We start from the raw sequence: 14607 nt of genomic DNA on the forward strand, positions 1-14607 counted from the left end.
ACGACGCTCGCGCGGGCTCCGCAGCAGAGCAATCCGACACCGTGACCAAGGAGAGGTCTCGTCCGTGAAGGGACCGATTATCCGAGACGTCCGACGTCGCCACGACGCCGGAAACCGTGGACGTCAGCGCGTACCTCAACGGCAGCGAAAACGGGTTGCTGTCGGCGGTCGTGAGCGAAATTCTCGGGACCAATGGCGTGACAGCCACTGGCGCCTAACGCAAGGCCCGTCGCCGACGGCCAGTGGATTCCATTAGGACAATGGTGGGTCTATCTACTCGACCAGCGCGTCGAAGGCTTCGCGCGCGTCCTTCAGTTCCTGCATCGCAGCAGCAAACCGCGCCAGTTCGAGCGTCGACGGCCGCTTTTCGGGGGCCTGCGCGTAGTGCGCTTCCAGCCGTTGCGATGCTGCCTGTACTTCGCGCGCAGCGCTCACTACACGCACGAGGGCCGATGCTTCCGCCGAGACTGCCTTTTCCTTCATGGTTGTTTCCTGCGAACAAACACACCCGTCACGTAAATCGTCGGCGACGTTTGATAACCGTCGTCTCCCTGATGCCCCGGACGCATTGCCGGCGACCTACGCCTCGTTCGGTCATTGTGCACTCTCGCGACTGGTGTACGACGATAGCCGCATCAATTTCCTGCAAAGTCTGCTGCGGTCAGGGCCACCGGCGCCCCGACCGACCGGAGCAGTCGCCGTTCAGCAGCGGCCATTATCCGCAGTCTTCCGTCGGCGAATGCTTTCAATGTGCGCGCGTCATTCGCGCCGGCCGGCAACCAGAAATGTTGCTCGAGAGCCTCTCGGCTGATAGAACACTGCACCGACTGGTTACGGGCAGATATAACGAAAAGGACGAGCTTTCCATCCGCGGAAAGGCCGACGTCGGCGGCGAAGGTGGAGTCCATGGTTAGTGCGCTGCAAGGGTACAGGGGTGCCGACGGTACGAATGTGAATATCGTCTCGCGTTGTGCGGTCGCCTGATAATAACGCGAGAGGGCGCTAGCAGGCGTCCCGCGCCCCCTAGAGTGCGGCCTATCGTGTTGGCATACCGGCGATTGTGGCTCGATGGTGGTTGCATAATCCTTTCTGCCAGGGCCCAACGACGCTTCCAGACTCGGCGCGCCAGGTTGTGGCGAAGAAGGACAGCGAAGCAACAAGGCGTACGTTAGGTGCGCTCGGCTTCCCATCGTTGTTGAGGTCGTCCTTGCATGCGTTGCTGCTCGCAATGCACGCCCGGGTGCTTCCCGGTATCGCCCGGTTCATCCTGAGTGGCCAGATTACATGAAGGCCCGCGCGCCTTAGGCATAGAAGTAAAAAAGCCCCTCGGACTTCCGTCGCGAGGGGGCTTCCTTTCCAGCGGCCCGGTTTAGAGCGCGGCGTCCTTCAGCTTCTTCAGCGGGCGCACTTTCAGACGCACCGAAGCGGGCTTCGCGGCGAACCACTTGTCTTCACCCGTGAACGGGTCCTTGCCGAAGCGCTTCTTCTTTGCCGGCACGTCCTGGGCAACAACCTTCAGCAGTCCCGGCAGCGTGAACTCCTTCGCACCCTTCTTGTGGACCGACGCGAGCACCGTTTCTTCCAGTGCGGCCATCAGGGCCTTCGCGGCTTTCGGCTCGACACCGGCGCGCTCGGCAAGGTGGATGGCGAGCGAAGCCTTCGTGAATGAATCCTTGATGGGCTTCAGCGGCGCGGCAGCGACCGCCTTCTTCGTGACAGGTGCCGTAGCCTTCTTCACCAGGGGCGTCTTCGCCTTTTTCTGAGCCGGCGTCACCGCCTTCTTCGGAGCCGTTTTTGCTGCAGCTTTCGTTGCACTCGTTGTTGCCATAAGTTTCTCTTCATTGGTCAAAGGTTGGCCTGAGACCTTTGCCTTTGCGTAGTCACCGACAATGCGCAAAGGTCCAAATCCTCAGGCTGGCGCTAGCGTAGCAACTCGGATGTGAATCCGCAACGGGCGAGGCCCAAAAGCAGGGGGTATGGTGCCGAGCTGACGCAAAAACAACGACCTGTACCCCTCCGGAGAGGGATGCGCCCACGTAAACGGCTATGCGGGAGGGTTTGAATCACGGGCAAGAGGAGCAAACCTCTCGCACGAGTCCAACGTCGGGTGTGCTAGCGTTCGCCGCGTCGACGGTTGCTTCCGTCCGCTAGTGTTCCATCTGTTCCACGTCATCCTCAGTAGCGCAGCATTCGCCGCCTGGCCGTTCATCTGTTCAACGTCTTGGACGACCACGATGTTGACCGTGGAGTTGGGCGTTCTGAAACCGAATATTTCGTGTTGGCAGGACTTCAGAGAATGGCGCGCGAGTGGGTAGGTGTTTCAAATGACACGTCTCGTTACACACAAAAACACCGGTAATCTGCTGTCTCAATATAGTGCGTTCACAACTGACAAATGAGGCACGTCATGAAAAGGATTTTTGCGCTGATGCTGATGGCCGTATGTCTTGGAAGCGCGCTGAGCGGTTGCATCATTGTGCCCGCAGGCGGCTACTATCACCGCTATTAACCGTAGCTGACTCGCTGCGCGTTCCACTGCTTTACCGTACATACCCGACAAAGCAAATCATGAGCATCTCCCGCAGTCGCTGGTTCGCGATGACGGTTGCCGGCCTCGGCATAGGCGCATCGTCCGTCACCCTCGCACACGTCGATGTTGGAGTAAACATTGGCATTCCCGGTGTGGTGTATGCACCCGAGCCGGTCTACGCTCCGCCTCCGCCTCCGCCCGTGTATGTCGAACCTCCTGCCGCTGTGGTCACTAGTCCGGGCTGGTATGGCGACCGGTACTACGATGGGCGTCGCTATTGGGAGCGCCGGGAGTGGAAAGAGCGTCATCGAGGTGAACGGGAATGGCATGACGCGCGAGACTATCGCGGTGACCCTCGAGGCGGTTGGGGCCTCGACCATGACGGCGGGAGGCGCGGTGATTGGCACCGCGACCAAGGAGATGACGGCAGGAGGCATGACCACTAAGACGAACGGCGTGGGTTGCTGCGTTCGATGTGCCGGAGCGCCCGACAGATGTCACTTCCCAGTTTGAGCGCTCCCTTGATTTCATGTTTGTTCAGTGACAACTGTTCCCTTCGGTGGGACGGTCTGGCGCAGCGGTAAAATACGGGCTCAACCTGTCCACCCCGAGATTCACTATCGTCTGCATGACTGTCGACCTGCGCGCGCGCCATTCACTGCTGTCTAAGCCGCTTGCCACGCCGTTGCCGCTTGAGGTCCGGGCCGGAGGAGCTGTTCTTGAGTGTGAGCGCGGCGGCCGCCGATATGTCGTCTACTGCGGGCACCATGAAAACTCATCTCCCCATGCTTCGGCCCGCTTACTGCGAAAGAAGCTGCGTGATGCGCGCGAGCAGGATGAGGCGAGCTGCGAGGCAGCGCCTCTTTCCGGGCAAAGTCTGTCAGAGCAGCACACTGCCTGGTCCTCTGTAACCGAGGGGGAAGATTGCGGAGACGGCGAGTCCGTCGCCGGTTGCGCGCGGTTCGGATACCAGCTCGTCGCGTATGCCGGCCGCTCTCCGGCGGGCTACTGCACCTTCGTAGTCCGTATCGAGGACGCCGCCGCCGGACAGCGTCCATCGATTGAAATCGAGGTGCTTGAAATCTGGGTCGTGCCTCAGCATCGTGGCGTTGGTGTCGGGGCCGCACTCGCCGAGTCCGTTGCCCAGCTGGCGGTCGCTGGGCTCCTTGAACTCGAGTCCCGGCTTTCGCGCCAGCACAAGGCGACGCTCTTCAGTCTCGCTGTTTTAGCGGATATCCACTCATCATCTGGCGCGCACTTTCTTAACATGACCGTCAACTTCCTTCGCGAGAAGATTGAAGAACTTGGCGTCCTGTTCCCGAGCGGGCTTCAGCACGTGCTCTTTGACTTCATCGAGCTGGAGCTGCGCTAATTCCGGTGCCCCTCCTTGCGCGGAATCCGGATGGCCTACGAGCCACACAGGAACCACAAAAGGAGGTTGTCTTGATTGAACAGATTCTCGCGTATTGCGGTCCGTACCAAGTGGCCAACAGGTAAAGGCATCAAATCTGGTTTGACACAGCGAGCACGTACGAGACTTCAGCCCAATCCGATTCAAAGCCCCCGCCGCGCTCATGCTTGGTGCGGGCCTTCTTGTTGACCGGCTCACGCGCCTGCGCGTGGTTCGAGGGCAGGAAGAATCCTAAAACAAAAGGCTTGTCGGCAACGTTCGAGAGACCCGAAAACATGTTTCTGGCTCTCCTTAGTCGTCTTCGTTCTTAGGTATCGGGGGATTTTTCGGCGGTATCTGATTGGACTCGCCAGCGAGTCCGGTGTCCATAGTCGGCGCGCTTGCAGGTGGCACGAGGTCACGGAGCCGGAAGTCAGCCTCTTGCTCTGGTGTAAGTGGCCCGCCGAAGATGTCGTCAAACGGCCCGCCGGGACAATTGCGCAAGAGTAGAATCGCGGCCTGAATCTCTTTTATCGCTCTCTCAAAATCTCCGCATGCCCCCAGCCGCTGGGCGTTCATGCCAGCCGTAGCCAGCAACATTCGGTCGCGGTCTCGAAGCAAATCGTAACCCCATGAGCGAAGGCGCTTTTTTGTATCGTCGAGCGCCCAGCCGCACTTGAATGCCTGGGATTTGAATGGCTCCGGCGCATTCTTCCAGATGCTTTCAGTCGCGCGTTCAAGTTGCTCCATCGCCTGCAGATATTGAGAAACGTCCATCTGCCGCTCCTTGGTCTGTCCCGCAACCACGAGTCTCGAGGGCCGTAAGTTTGCTGACGCGCTCAAGCGTAGGCGGAAGCACCTGTCGGTGCAATCAGCGAACGGTGCCAACCCTCAAATTGGTCCTTGCGCACGCGTGTCCAAACTCCACATCGCACGGCTCGTCCGCGAGTTTGAGATGCCCGGAAATTGGCTTCTGGTCCTCTTTAGTCGTCTTCCTTCTTCGGAATCGGAGGAGTTTTCGTCGGTATTTGATTGGACTCGCCAGGCCGTCCGGTGTTCATTGTCGGCGCGCCTTTCGCTGACGTCGGCGACGCAACCTCGGAAGCAACTGCTCGGACAAACGACGGTGCACGAATCGCGCCGCCATGCCACCTCTACGCGCGAACACGGGTGCCACCCACGGTCCAGAAAAGCCGTGCTTGCGAGCAGTTACGAGCGAATGTCTGCATTTCCTCCTGCCACAGTGGGGCGCGGTGATTAGCCTCTGGCAATTTCTATACCTCGGCAGAAAGGGGCCGTTGGGGCGTCGCGTGAGCCGCGGCGCCCCTTTTCACAGCGGCCCACTACGGTAGCGGCAACGCGCCGGCAGAATTCTGCGTTCGAGCCGGACCGTTTCGGATGCGGCGCGTTGATGGCGTTGAAGTGTGTCGAAGGTTGAAGGGCGACGCAGCAATGGCCGATATTCCTCATGTCGTCAGCCGCACGGCCACCTCATCCGAAGGAGCAGTTGCCTCTCGCCGAGTGGTGCGGCGAAACGGTAGATGCACTTCGGGACGACGATGATGACCGTTGGTCTTAGTTGCAAACCATGACGGGGTGGCTCGCGGGTGTATTGAAGGTCGTCGTTGTCGCACTCGGCGCGGGACGCGCGATTCCGACAGTGTTCTCAGGCGCGCCGAGTAGTATGGTCGTGTACATCTAACCACCAGGAGGAGACCATGACTACCTGTCAGCAATGTGGTGCCCATGTGGCGGGACGGGAAAGGTGCAGATAATCGAAATCGAGACTGTTTCAGACATGTCGTCCAACTCGGAAACCATCACATGCCCAAATTGCGACGGAGCGCAGTGGCAGCTCTGCCCGCGATGTTACGGTTCCGGAGAAGTCCATGGCAAAGAGACCTCCAATATTTTCGACCCCGAAGGCAGAGATACTTGACTTCCTCAGGAGAACGCCGAGAAGACTCAATTGGCTTGATACGCTGGAGTGAGCGTCACCAACGGGTCCGACGCCGAGCTGCGCGACCACGCCTCGTACGTGAAGTCACCAGCTATTCCATAGGCATTGTGTTACTGCGGCTCAACGGCGTCAGCTCGCGCTTGCGCTATCTCCACCGGGTATTGGTAGTGGTACGCGTCGAACAACTGTAAGCATAACTGAGCAAGTGAAGCGAGGCCCACGGCCTGGTCTGCGTGCTCGACCTCGCCTGCGTTGAGTACGTCATCGAGAATCGGAGCGAGACGGCGCAGTTGCTGGAACGTCGTGACATCCAGTTTCATGTTAAACCTCCCGTGGCCAAGCGATAGAGCGCCACTGAACTGACCGACTCCAAGGCCCGGCTTACGCTCGACAAGCCACCCATGTTGATTGGGACGCGATTCGGGGGCGACGTCTCCGGCAACCACTCGCTGACGGATGCAACAAGACGCAGATGTGTAAGGTGCAACGCGATATTTCGTTCACGATTACGGACGCTGCTTCCTCTGTGACTGGCGCACAGGTAATCCTCGTGGCGTTTAACGGGCAAGATTACTGACGATGGCTTTGGGACGCGCGTCTGTTGCTTCCTCTTGCGAGCTTGGCCCGTCCACCAGAATTGCCAACAAAATGCGGATGTATGGAGTTCGAACTTTGGCGTCTCACGCCGCAATGGGTTCCGCGGTCGACTTCCGCCTGTCGACGGCAGGCGGAAACACGTGCCAGGTGCCGTCATCGTGCCGAAAGAAGAACAGCACGCGCGCACCGGCAGGTGATGACGTCTCGACGCAGACGTAACGTGTCCGGCCCCAGCGTGTCCGACCGAATTCGCTCACGTGAACAAGTGAAGTGGAAGCCGGCGCAAGCCATTTTTCCACCTGATACCGAAGTGACCTGTTATTCGCGTTCTTCATATTCAGTTCCAGCAAGTCCGGGGCGCACGCGGTAGACCTGGTTCAGGCCGTCACCGAAGACGGATAATTTCAGTGTCGGGCACCTGACTTCTTCAGTTGACATCGACGAAGGTCCAGCAAGCAGTTCCGCATCGACACGTCGCAGTCGAGTCACGAACTCGAGAAGGCGTCGGCCTAGTCGCGGATTCCCGCTGTCATCCCCTTAACGTCGGCCACGACCACGAAGATGACCACAGGTTTGTGAGTTCTGAAACCGAATATTTTGGCAAGGGCGAACCCCAAAAGTGTCATGCTGAGGCCGGGAGCGTCGTGACGACGTCCGCAGCGCACAGGTAGTCGCCAAAAAGGAACACTCGAAAAAAGAGCGGGCTCGCCTTGAACCTCTGAAGGCCATGACCCACGCCAGCAGAGCTACTCCTTCTCAACGGCTTCGGCCTGCTCAACGCCCGGCCTGGTCGAGCGGGTCGCAGCGTCAGGCGTGGCGCTGACGTTGCTTTCAACAATCTGTCCCGCCTGCTTGGCGGCCCTCCGGGCAGCCTCACACGTCGCACTGGCAGTTTCGATAGCGGACTTCCATACGGATACGGCAGCCTCGCTTCCAGCAGGCGCGTTCTTCGCGAGGTTTTCAACGAACGCTTGCCCGTCGTACTGATGTCGTTTGAACTGCGTTTCAAGAGTCTCGGTGAAATCGGCCAGGGTGCCGGACATGATTTCGTATGCATGCCGCCAGTACGACTGCGCATTTTCTACTGCAGGTTGCGCCTGCAGCGAAAGCAACTCCTGCGGGTTTTTGGTCAATAACGCCCTGGCTGCGATTTCATGATGTTCAGCGAGGATTGTTTTGAATGCCCGCAGGTCCAGACTGGCGAGCTTGTCAATGCTTTCGAGAGCTTTGCTCAGGATACCGAACATTACTTCAAGGCTGGCTTTCTGCGCGGCGATGGACTGCTCGAGGTCTAGACTGCTCATCACAAACTCCATATGCGAAATGTCCAGAAGACCGCTGAACGGAATATCGAACGGCGAGTCGCGGAGCAGGAAACGTTGTTGCGATGCAGCGCAATCCCATTCTAGAGGCCGGAGTGAAAATGTCAATCGCCTGGTGCGCTCAAGCGTTATGCGCGATGCGTGAGCATCCCCGACAGCCCCGCCGATATTGAAGGACAGGCGTCCTCCAGGGAAACCCCCGGTTGCAAGGCAGCGTGCCGGTGGGAGCCCCCGACGAACTTTTGCTCAGGAATGTGCGATGCAGCAATAATTGAGGAATCTGGCTTTCCGGAATCGGTTCGAAGTGCTGACGAATCGGAGGCCAGGAGGCATCTCTGTGAGCGGGCTATGACGTCGCTGTCAGCCCGAGGCAGTGAAGTAGCGGAGCCTTGCCCTCGGAGGTCAATTGCAAGACGTGGCACAGATGGCCTGTCCCTGTACACCCATTTTGGTCCTGGGTTGGGAGCAGCTCATGCCGTTTGCATGCGAACGCCTGCAGCTTGCGACCTTGTTACATGGACATCGATTTCATTTTCGATGTGAGGGAGCAGAAATTGACCAAATTCTCGCTTTAATCATGAAGATATTGTTAGATTCCGTAACGGCAGGATTGCATTGAAACTCTCAATTGTGTACGTTTAAGCAAGAGGCGCTAAGCGTCCCGCGGGGAACGAGGATTAACAGATTCCGGGGGCGAAGATGAATCCAGTTGTCGAGCGTGACATCATGCATATCGGCCGGGTTATGCGTGCGACCGTTGTCCAATGTGCGCCGGAGATGATGCTTGTTGAATACTGGCGCAACCGGCTGAACAATCGCCTTGAAACGCCGCGTCTGACGGAACATCAACGTAATACCTTGCTAGAGCTGTTGCAAGAGCTCGATGGAATTGAGCGGCGAACAAATTGGAAAAGCGCGCGACGGATTAGTCGTCGCGAGGCTCAAGAGGTCGAATGGTTATAGGCTAGAGCCGCAAGCGCTTCGTACAGAGTCATTTGTGCGCTCGCTGTACGGCAGTGATTGGCGCGTTTTGTTGTGGTGAGGCTCTGCCTGTTAGGCCTGCGCGGCAGGACATCTTGTTTTTAGCGACGATGACAACGCCATGCCCCAACCCCTGAATCTGGACCTTCGAGCGAGAGCCGAACTTCTCACCTATCTGGTTGCCTCTCAACTTCTCGCAAAGTCTGTTTGTGGTCGTTGGCTCACAATCGGGAACGTCGTCGAAACGGAGCGAGTCTGGCTGGCCGCAAACGGAGGCGGCGTTGACTGGCTTGAGCGGGTATCAATCTCAAGTTGGTCGCAGACACTTGCTCAACGTGTTGACGTGAAACTCCCGGTGGTGCTCGGTGCCGAGTCGGCCGCAACCTTGTTTTCTGAGAATCCCCGACTCGACTTCGGCGCACCGTTTGTGCGAGCGGTCTATCACATGTGCCTGGACCATCTCGTAGAGATGGGGTGGTTCATGAATGGCAGACTGCGCTCAGCCGACGGCGAAGCACCATAAGGCAGGTCATCTCTTGCTTGCGGAGGCGCCGGAGGAGGAAAAGGGGTAGATGTCCTCTTCGTACGTCGGCCATCCACTATCCGACGAACTACGCGTGCTACAGCGGACCGCATAACGCATCCACGTTTGCCGGTTTGCTGAAAAATGCGTTTCAAATACCGCGCGACTCGCTCGGAAGCGGTTCGCCGGAATCCATTAACGCCAGGGATGTGCACGAAAGATGGATGGCATTTCCGTCTGGTGCATGGCTGGTCGCCGTTCATGGCCGCAGTGAGGTTAATCCCAGGAAGGTAGCTTGCGCTTCAGCTCGTCTTGCGCTTCTGTCATGCCGTTGTCTGCGCGAATAGAGCCAAGGCACGACGTTTTCGGTGTCGTCGCGGCTGTGCAACAGAAGTTGCGTAGTTGTCTTCCCTTGTCAGAAAGGGATGGTGCGCCTATTGTTAAAGCGTCTTATCAAGACTATCGCGCAGCGCGACAAAAGGAGGAAGCATGGGCCTCAAAACGCGCCGCCTCATCATGGCAACGCCCGGCTTTTGGCATCAGCAATGTAAGGCTTTGCGTGCGGCCGGCACAATCCGGTTGGTCCGGATTTCGGCCGACGAAGCGACCGCCGATGCGCCCATCGACTACACGGTCGACGATGAAGAGACACGAAATTCGGGTACGGAAATCTACTTCCTACCGTTGCCAAATGCCGATGCCTTCAACTGAGCTGCTGGGTATCCTGTTCCCGTAGGCCGGTTTCGGTTGAAGAACCATCGCGGGCCTCTGAAGGGAAAGGATTGAGGGGCCGTCAGGCATGTTGAAACCGCAACTGAAGACACATCCGGTACTCGTCCCGAGCTCCGGTGTTTTTCTGGTTGCAATCGCTGCAGCTTCGTATGCGCTCAACCGGGCAGAAGTACGTCGACCGGTGGGGGCGGTCGTCGAAGTGATGGGGGCAGTGAGTGAATTTTCTCGCGGTGGTTCGCGCCACGGTACTCGCTCTAGCTGAGGTGGTTATCGATGGAACAAATCTTTGTTTCCCGGGCCAGCGCAATTGAACGCCTTCTCGAGAGAAGGCGAGACCTCATGTCCGAGGTTGAATACAACCCGTCCCTTGCGCACGCTATAGTGGATGTTGAGCGACTTTTGCTTGACGTCAGAGCTGGCCGACTGAATGTGTTTCAGTTCACTGACAGCATGGGACAGATATCTCGTATTTATATTCTTTAGTCTAGTGGAATAATCTCGGGAACCAAGGCTGTTGATGACACGTCTCGCAATGCACGTCGATGGACAGCGCTAGTACAGGGACAACACAAAATCAATTTGATGTCAGTCGCCGAGCTCGCACAGCTATTGAACGTTAGCCGCAGTTATGTCGTGCGGCTGCTGCTGCGCAGGCATGTCTTACGGCCTGTGTACGTCATCGGTGGTCGGCCATACGTGCTGCGCTCGAAAGCGGAGGCGTAGGCACGTACCACCGTGGTCGCAATGAGTCCGTGGAACAACCAAGTTGCGACCTTGTTCGAAGCGGCGCCTGAGTGCGCATGCCGTTCCCTGTTTGCAGCAAGCGGCGTTCAGCTGCGCGCAGCCGCCGCCTCGAACATTGATTTGAGGATTTCTTTGTGTTCCTTCGTAAGCTTGCGTGCACCCTCCGGCAGGTCCAGAACCACACGCAGCTTAAGGTCACCGCATTCGCCAGTCCTCGGGTGCTTCAAGCCTTCCCCGGCCACAGTGATAAACCGTCCTGAACGTGCTCCCGCTGGAATCGCCGCCCTGACCGTGCGACCAAAGATTTCGCATTGCGCGGTGCCGCCGAGCAGTGCAGTTACGAAGTCAACCGTGATGTTGGCTGTGAGCGTGAGGCCTGAGAGCTTATAGAGCTTGTGCGGCTTAACGCTAAAGGTGACGAGCAAATCGCCGCGCGGACCGCCATGCGGGCTGGGCTCGCCCGCGTCGCGTATCCGCAGTGTCGCATTCGATGGCATGCCGGCGCGCACTTTGACGGAAGGCGTCTGCTTCTGCTTCGTCATGCCCGTGCCGCGACAGAGGTTGCACTTCGGCCGGACCAGTACACCGGCGCCGTCACACTTTCGGCACACAGAGCCCGCTTCAGTGTAGCCTCTGCCTCCGCACCGGTCGCACCCCACGTAGCCGTCGAGCCGGCCGTGACCGGCGCATGCGGCGCAGGTCGCGAGGCCGTTAAGCCTCACTTCGATTTCGCCACCCAATACGAGGGTTTCCAACGGTACGGAAACTTTCGCCTTCAGGTCCTTGCCACGCTCAGGGGCCGCGCGATAGGCGTCAAACGGGTCGACATTCGACCGGAACGGCTCCTGCGTGCCAAAACCGTTCATATTGGGCCTCTGCCTCTGCCTGAGCCGCGTCGCGTCATAAAGCTCGCGCTGTTTCGGGTCGCCGAGCACCTGATAGGCTTCGCCGAGCCGCTTGAACGCGCGCTCTGCTGCCGCGACGTTATCGCGGTTCCTGTCCGGATGCCATTTCATCGCCAACCGGCGATAGGCCTGCCTGATTTCCTGCGCGGACGCGCTTTCGCTGACACCGAAGGTGGCGTAGTGGTCTTGATAGCCCGACACGTCAAAATGGGGACGAAATGATTTGATTGAGCCTCGTGCTTGCAGCAGGGGCACCACAATCATAGCAGCGTGAAACGGAGCTGCCGGGAACGGATGCGTACCGGCGCTTGTGCGCATGGCAGGACCTGACGGCACAGGGTTCCATGGCAACGATTACGCAAATGCTGTCGCCCGAGAAGGGTAGCCGGGTTTTTTCATGCGTCTGACTGCCGAGTTTGCCGGCGCGCGGCCGAAGCGGCACGCCTATACTTGAGTCACAATAATTGCAGGAAACAAGGAGAATCTCATGTTTCCAACCATGAAACGTCACGCTCCGACACCGGAGAGCAAGTTCCGCGTCATCGAAGAGCACTTCATGTTTCCAAAGTGCCGATTCGCGTCCGACGACCCCAAAGCCGTCGCGAAATGGTTGCGCGAGAACGGCGGCTACGGTCAGCCAATCAAGCACGATGCCGGACTGCATGTAGCGACAGCGGACAACCGGTACATCCGCAGTGGACCGACGCTCGACCGCTGGATTGACGACGCGCTCGCCGCTCCTGCGAACTAGTAACAGACGCCTCTCCTCAAACCCGACTCCAGCGAGTCGGGTTTTTTCGTTGTAGCCTTTCGGCTGGGATTTTTCTTGCACACTACTTGCGCGCGAACGTCTCCGCGGACCACGGAGCCGGCTGCGCCCCCGTCGTTTGCTCGTTGAACTGTAGAAAGGTTTCGAACCACTGGAACGTTGCAGCGCTGTGATTGAGCAGCAGGGTCCCGCACATAACATCGGGGTCGAGGGTGTCTCTGTGGAACAGATTGGGGAACCCACCCACAAAGCGGTCGCCCGGTACGTTTTTTCCGCGAATTTGTCCGTTCCAATGACCGTGTTTCTCTGGCAGAAACGCGGCTGTCACGGTCTGCTTGAAAGGCTGGGCACAGGTGCCGCGGTGAGGCAAGTCGATTCCGCGAAAGCCCCACCGTTTTCGACTCGTTTGTTTAGTGGCCGCTGTCGGCGTTGCATCGTGGCAAATGACCACAGGTAGCCAATCCCGAGGGGGATAAGCTACCACTTGCGCTGGTGCTATCGGATACGCCGCCATACCCGGATGTGCTGTTTTTCATTTCGCCGTGCATCGTATCCAGCGGGCTCGAGACAGGGTCCCCGTGGTAGGTCATGCCGGCAGTCGCCGCGCCATGCGCGTTGCCTCCGCCACTCCCACCATTGCCGTTGCCGCCACCCATTGCAAATGCGGCGCCTGACGCGCAGATTGCAGCGACGATGCCGCAGGTCAGGACGGTTTTCAATGTCAGATACTTCATGATTTGTCTCCTGGAAGTTCGACACGCCCAGGTCGCGTCGAGACTCCATGTGCCGCTATCGACGGACCGGTTGCGTAGCGGCGGTACACAAACGGTAGATTCACCCCGGAAACGAGGACGCTTGCGGCGTGAATACCAGAGGAATACGTGTTAGTCGCGGACCGCTGCCCTAAATGACACGGCCGTTGCTGGATTGGCTCAACGAGAAGAGTGTCTCTAATCGCACAGCCCCATAGCGCTGCGTTTCCTGCATATACGGGCGACTCGGCTGGTTGGATGCAACCGTGGCGTGGCGGCGGGCTGTATTCCAGGGTTGCGGTGGACTGTGTTCGGCCTGTGAGACGCAAGACGAGCTCGTGGGAAGGCAGTTAACGTACTCGAGGCCATCGGTCAGATTGCTCTCGATGAATTGGTTCTTTCTGGAACAGATGCGGCGTTGCAGCGGCCGAGGCCGCGCGATGGAGCCGGGCGGAAATGACGCACGGTTGACGCCTCTTGAAGTCCGCGTCATCTTGCCGGACCTTGAGGAACGTATGCTCGTCGGCCTTTTCCAGCATAAGGGCGTTCACCAAGACGCTTTTAATCCGAGTTAGATGTCCTGAGTAATTGCGTGTCAGGACGTCGAGCCCGGCTGGGGCCAAGGCCACCCCTTCTTCTCGTCAGGCGCATCCCACTCCACAGACGGCGCGACCACGACCGACACCTCGACCGGACTCGCTTCCTCAACGGCAGCGTGCGACGGTTCGTCCGAGGCTCCTTTTTTTATCTTGGGAAGTCCGGTCCCAAACCACTTCACCTTCTTCTGCATATGGGCGACATACGCCTTCCAGCCGTCAGGGTTGCCATCGAAAAGGTCATGCTGAACGGTTGACGCCTGCGCATTGCGATTCAGCTCGGACTCGAGCAGTTCCTTTGACCACAGGAAGAATGCGCTCGCGACGCGTGCGCTGAACTCTGCCACCGTCATCTTCGGGGTGAGCGTCCGGAGGTACCCGAATTCCTGCAACGAAGCCTGCTCCTTCGTAAGTCGAGCCACCGGCGCATCCGGCCGACCTGCCTTGGTCAAACAGCTCATGGCTTCGAGCATGTCCCCGAGGTGAAGCAGCAGTTCTCTTCTATCGAATTGGTCATCCATTGCAGTGTCTCCGTTGATTGCGCCTCTATAAATGATACTAGCCGGTCTCACGGTTGACGGGTCGGCGAGCGCGTTGCGCGTCGTTCGCGAACAGGAATGGTCAACAGGGCGACGAAAAAGGAGATGGCTCCTGCAGAGCGGGCCAACCTGTTCAAACCGTCTGACCGTGGACGGCTACGGCGGCGGGATGTCGACGCTGGCTTGCGGTCACGAAACCGTTCACGACAACCCTCGCGACCGACAGTCTTGTTGAAGTTTTCAAAGGGCAAGCAGGCTGCGAACATC

17 protein-coding genes are annotated in these 14607 nt (G+C 58.5%); 6 read left to right on the plus strand and 11 right to left on the minus strand.

Annotated elements, in window-relative coordinates; all coding sequences use genetic code 11:
• Window positions 1-273: 273 nt before the first annotated feature.
• The 3 genes from C2L64_RS45175 to C2L64_RS45185 form a co-directional block, all read right to left on the minus strand.
• On the minus strand, window positions 274-483 hold the full coding sequence (locus tag C2L64_RS45175) for a hypothetical protein (protein WP_103153883.1): 210 nt from the start codon (window positions 481-483) through the stop codon (window positions 274-276).
• Between the two features lie 152 nt (window positions 484-635).
• Entirely contained in the window at window positions 636-908 is a 273-nt protein-coding gene (locus C2L64_RS45180; protein ID WP_103153884.1) for a DUF1488 family protein, read from the minus strand.
• A 461-nt stretch (window positions 909-1369) separates the two neighbouring features.
• A complete protein-coding gene (locus C2L64_RS45185) occupies window positions 1370-1828 on the minus strand; it encodes an HU family DNA-binding protein (RefSeq protein ID WP_035536509.1) in 459 nt (152 codons plus the stop codon).
• A gap of 740 nt (window positions 1829-2568) precedes the next feature.
• On the opposite strand from C2L64_RS45185, the gene C2L64_RS55275 reads away from it, so the two are divergent.
• Window positions 2569-2976 (plus strand): hypothetical protein, encoded by a 408-nt coding sequence (locus tag C2L64_RS55275; RefSeq protein ID WP_103153885.1) that lies wholly within the window; start codon window positions 2569-2571, stop codon window positions 2974-2976.
• Window positions 2977-3158: 182 nt separating this feature from the next.
• A complete protein-coding gene (locus tag C2L64_RS45195) occupies window positions 3159-3902 on the plus strand; it encodes a GNAT family N-acetyltransferase (RefSeq protein WP_103153886.1) in 744 nt (247 codons plus the stop codon).
• A gap of 130 nt (window positions 3903-4032) precedes the next feature.
• On the opposite strand, the gene C2L64_RS45200 is transcribed toward C2L64_RS45195, so the two are convergent.
• The 5 genes from C2L64_RS45200 to phaP all read right to left on the minus strand — a co-directional run bounded on the left by C2L64_RS45200 (window position 4033) and on the right by phaP (window position 7781).
• Window positions 4033-4218, minus strand: a complete 186-nt coding sequence (locus C2L64_RS45200; protein WP_103153887.1) for a hypothetical protein — start codon at window positions 4216-4218, stop codon at window positions 4033-4035.
• Window positions 4219-4232: 14 nt separating this feature from the next.
• A complete protein-coding gene (locus C2L64_RS45205; protein ID WP_103154341.1) occupies window positions 4233-4697 on the minus strand; it encodes a hypothetical protein in 465 nt (154 codons plus the stop codon).
• A 1293-nt stretch (window positions 4698-5990) separates the two neighbouring features.
• On the minus strand, window positions 5991-6200 hold the full coding sequence (locus C2L64_RS45210) for a hypothetical protein (protein ID WP_103153888.1): 210 nt from the start codon (window positions 6198-6200) through the stop codon (window positions 5991-5993).
• Window positions 6201-6560: 360 nt separating this feature from the next.
• Complete coding sequence (locus C2L64_RS55280) at window positions 6561-6812, minus strand: hypothetical protein (protein WP_103154342.1); 252 nt, start codon at window positions 6810-6812, stop codon at window positions 6561-6563.
• A 411-nt stretch (window positions 6813-7223) separates the two neighbouring features.
• Window positions 7224-7781 (minus strand): TIGR01841 family phasin, encoded by a 558-nt coding sequence (gene phaP / locus C2L64_RS45220; protein WP_103154343.1) that lies wholly within the window; start codon window positions 7779-7781, stop codon window positions 7224-7226.
• Window positions 7782-8498: 717 nt separating this feature from the next.
• Between phaP and C2L64_RS45225 the strand changes: the two genes are divergently transcribed.
• The 3 genes from C2L64_RS45225 to C2L64_RS56425 all read left to right on the plus strand — a co-directional run bounded on the left by C2L64_RS45225 (window position 8499) and on the right by C2L64_RS56425 (window position 10518).
• Window positions 8499-8762: a hypothetical protein gene (locus C2L64_RS45225; protein ID WP_103153889.1), complete on the plus strand. Its 264-nt coding sequence runs from the start codon at window positions 8499-8501 to the stop codon at window positions 8760-8762.
• Window positions 8763-9792: 1030 nt separating this feature from the next.
• Window positions 9793-10014 (plus strand): hypothetical protein, encoded by a 222-nt coding sequence (locus C2L64_RS45235; protein ID WP_103153891.1) that lies wholly within the window; start codon window positions 9793-9795, stop codon window positions 10012-10014.
• Between the two features lie 294 nt (window positions 10015-10308).
• Window positions 10309-10518: a hypothetical protein gene (locus tag C2L64_RS56425; RefSeq protein WP_103153892.1), complete on the plus strand. Its 210-nt coding sequence runs from the start codon at window positions 10309-10311 to the stop codon at window positions 10516-10518.
• A gap of 347 nt (window positions 10519-10865) precedes the next feature.
• Here the strand turns inward: C2L64_RS56425 and C2L64_RS45245 are convergent, their stop codons facing one another.
• Complete coding sequence (locus C2L64_RS45245) at window positions 10866-12002, minus strand: DnaJ C-terminal domain-containing protein (RefSeq protein WP_103153893.1); 1137 nt, start codon at window positions 12000-12002, stop codon at window positions 10866-10868.
• Between the two features lie 169 nt (window positions 12003-12171).
• Between C2L64_RS45245 and C2L64_RS45250 the strand changes: the two genes are divergently transcribed.
• On the plus strand, window positions 12172-12435 hold the full coding sequence (locus tag C2L64_RS45250; RefSeq protein ID WP_158660583.1) for a hypothetical protein: 264 nt from the start codon (window positions 12172-12174) through the stop codon (window positions 12433-12435).
• 428 nt (window positions 12436-12863) lie between these two features.
• Here C2L64_RS45250 and C2L64_RS45260 read toward each other — a convergent pair whose 3' ends face one another.
• Both C2L64_RS45260 and C2L64_RS45270 read right to left on the minus strand, forming a co-directional pair.
• Window positions 12864-13187, minus strand: coding sequence for a hypothetical protein (locus C2L64_RS45260; protein ID WP_103153896.1), 324 nt, complete (start codon window positions 13185-13187; stop codon window positions 12864-12866).
• Between the two features lie 613 nt (window positions 13188-13800).
• Window positions 13801-14322: a hypothetical protein gene (locus C2L64_RS45270; RefSeq protein WP_103153898.1), complete on the minus strand. Its 522-nt coding sequence runs from the start codon at window positions 14320-14322 to the stop codon at window positions 13801-13803.
• Window positions 14323-14607: the final 285 nt, after the last annotated feature.

This window comes from Paraburkholderia hospita, from assembly GCF_002902965.1.
In the GTDB taxonomy this organism is placed as follows: Bacteria; Pseudomonadota; Gammaproteobacteria; order Burkholderiales; family Burkholderiaceae; genus Paraburkholderia; species Paraburkholderia hospita.

What these genes read in the sequence shown, in the direction of transcription:
- C2L64_RS45250 (WP_158660583.1), top strand. Translation starts at nt 12,172, where the DNA reads ATGTTTCCAACCATGAAACGTCACGCTCCGACACCGGAGAGCAAGTTC.
- C2L64_RS45260 (WP_103153896.1), bottom strand. Translation starts at nt 13,187, where the DNA reads ATGAAGTATCTGACATTGAAAACCGTCCTGACCTGCGGCATCGTCGCT.
- C2L64_RS56425 (WP_103153892.1), top strand. Translation starts at nt 10,309, where the DNA reads ATGGAACAAATCTTTGTTTCCCGGGCCAGCGCAATTGAACGCCTTCTC.
- C2L64_RS55280 (WP_103154342.1), bottom strand. Translation starts at nt 6,812, where the DNA reads ATGAAGAACGCGAATAACAGGTCACTTCGGTATCAGGTGGAAAAATGG.
- C2L64_RS45210 (WP_103153888.1), bottom strand. Translation starts at nt 6,200, where the DNA reads ATGAAACTGGATGTCACGACGTTCCAGCAACTGCGCCGTCTCGCTCCG.
- C2L64_RS45225 (WP_103153889.1), top strand. Translation starts at nt 8,499, where the DNA reads ATGAATCCAGTTGTCGAGCGTGACATCATGCATATCGGCCGGGTTATG.
- phaP (WP_103154343.1), bottom strand. Translation starts at nt 7,781, where the DNA reads ATGAGCAGTCTAGACCTCGAGCAGTCCATCGCCGCGCAGAAAGCCAGC.
- C2L64_RS45235 (WP_103153891.1), top strand. Translation starts at nt 9,793, where the DNA reads ATGGGCCTCAAAACGCGCCGCCTCATCATGGCAACGCCCGGCTTTTGG.
- C2L64_RS45195 (WP_103153886.1), top strand. Translation starts at nt 3,159, where the DNA reads ATGACTGTCGACCTGCGCGCGCGCCATTCACTGCTGTCTAAGCCGCTT.
- C2L64_RS45200 (WP_103153887.1), bottom strand. Translation starts at nt 4,218, where the DNA reads ATGTTTTCGGGTCTCTCGAACGTTGCCGACAAGCCTTTTGTTTTAGGA.
- C2L64_RS45245 (WP_103153893.1), bottom strand. Translation starts at nt 12,002, where the DNA reads ATGCGCACAAGCGCCGGTACGCATCCGTTCCCGGCAGCTCCGTTTCAC.
- C2L64_RS45205 (WP_103154341.1), bottom strand. Translation starts at nt 4,697, where the DNA reads ATGGACGTTTCTCAATATCTGCAGGCGATGGAGCAACTTGAACGCGCG.
- C2L64_RS45185 (WP_035536509.1), bottom strand. Translation starts at nt 1,828, where the DNA reads ATGGCAACAACGAGTGCAACGAAAGCTGCAGCAAAAACGGCTCCGAAG.
- C2L64_RS45180 (WP_103153884.1), bottom strand. Translation starts at nt 908, where the DNA reads ATGGACTCCACCTTCGCCGCCGACGTCGGCCTTTCCGCGGATGGAAAG.
- C2L64_RS45270 (WP_103153898.1), bottom strand. Translation starts at nt 14,322, where the DNA reads ATGGATGACCAATTCGATAGAAGAGAACTGCTGCTTCACCTCGGGGAC.
- C2L64_RS55275 (WP_103153885.1), top strand. Translation starts at nt 2,569, where the DNA reads ATGAGCATCTCCCGCAGTCGCTGGTTCGCGATGACGGTTGCCGGCCTC.
- C2L64_RS45175 (WP_103153883.1), bottom strand. Translation starts at nt 483, where the DNA reads ATGAAGGAAAAGGCAGTCTCGGCGGAAGCATCGGCCCTCGTGCGTGTA.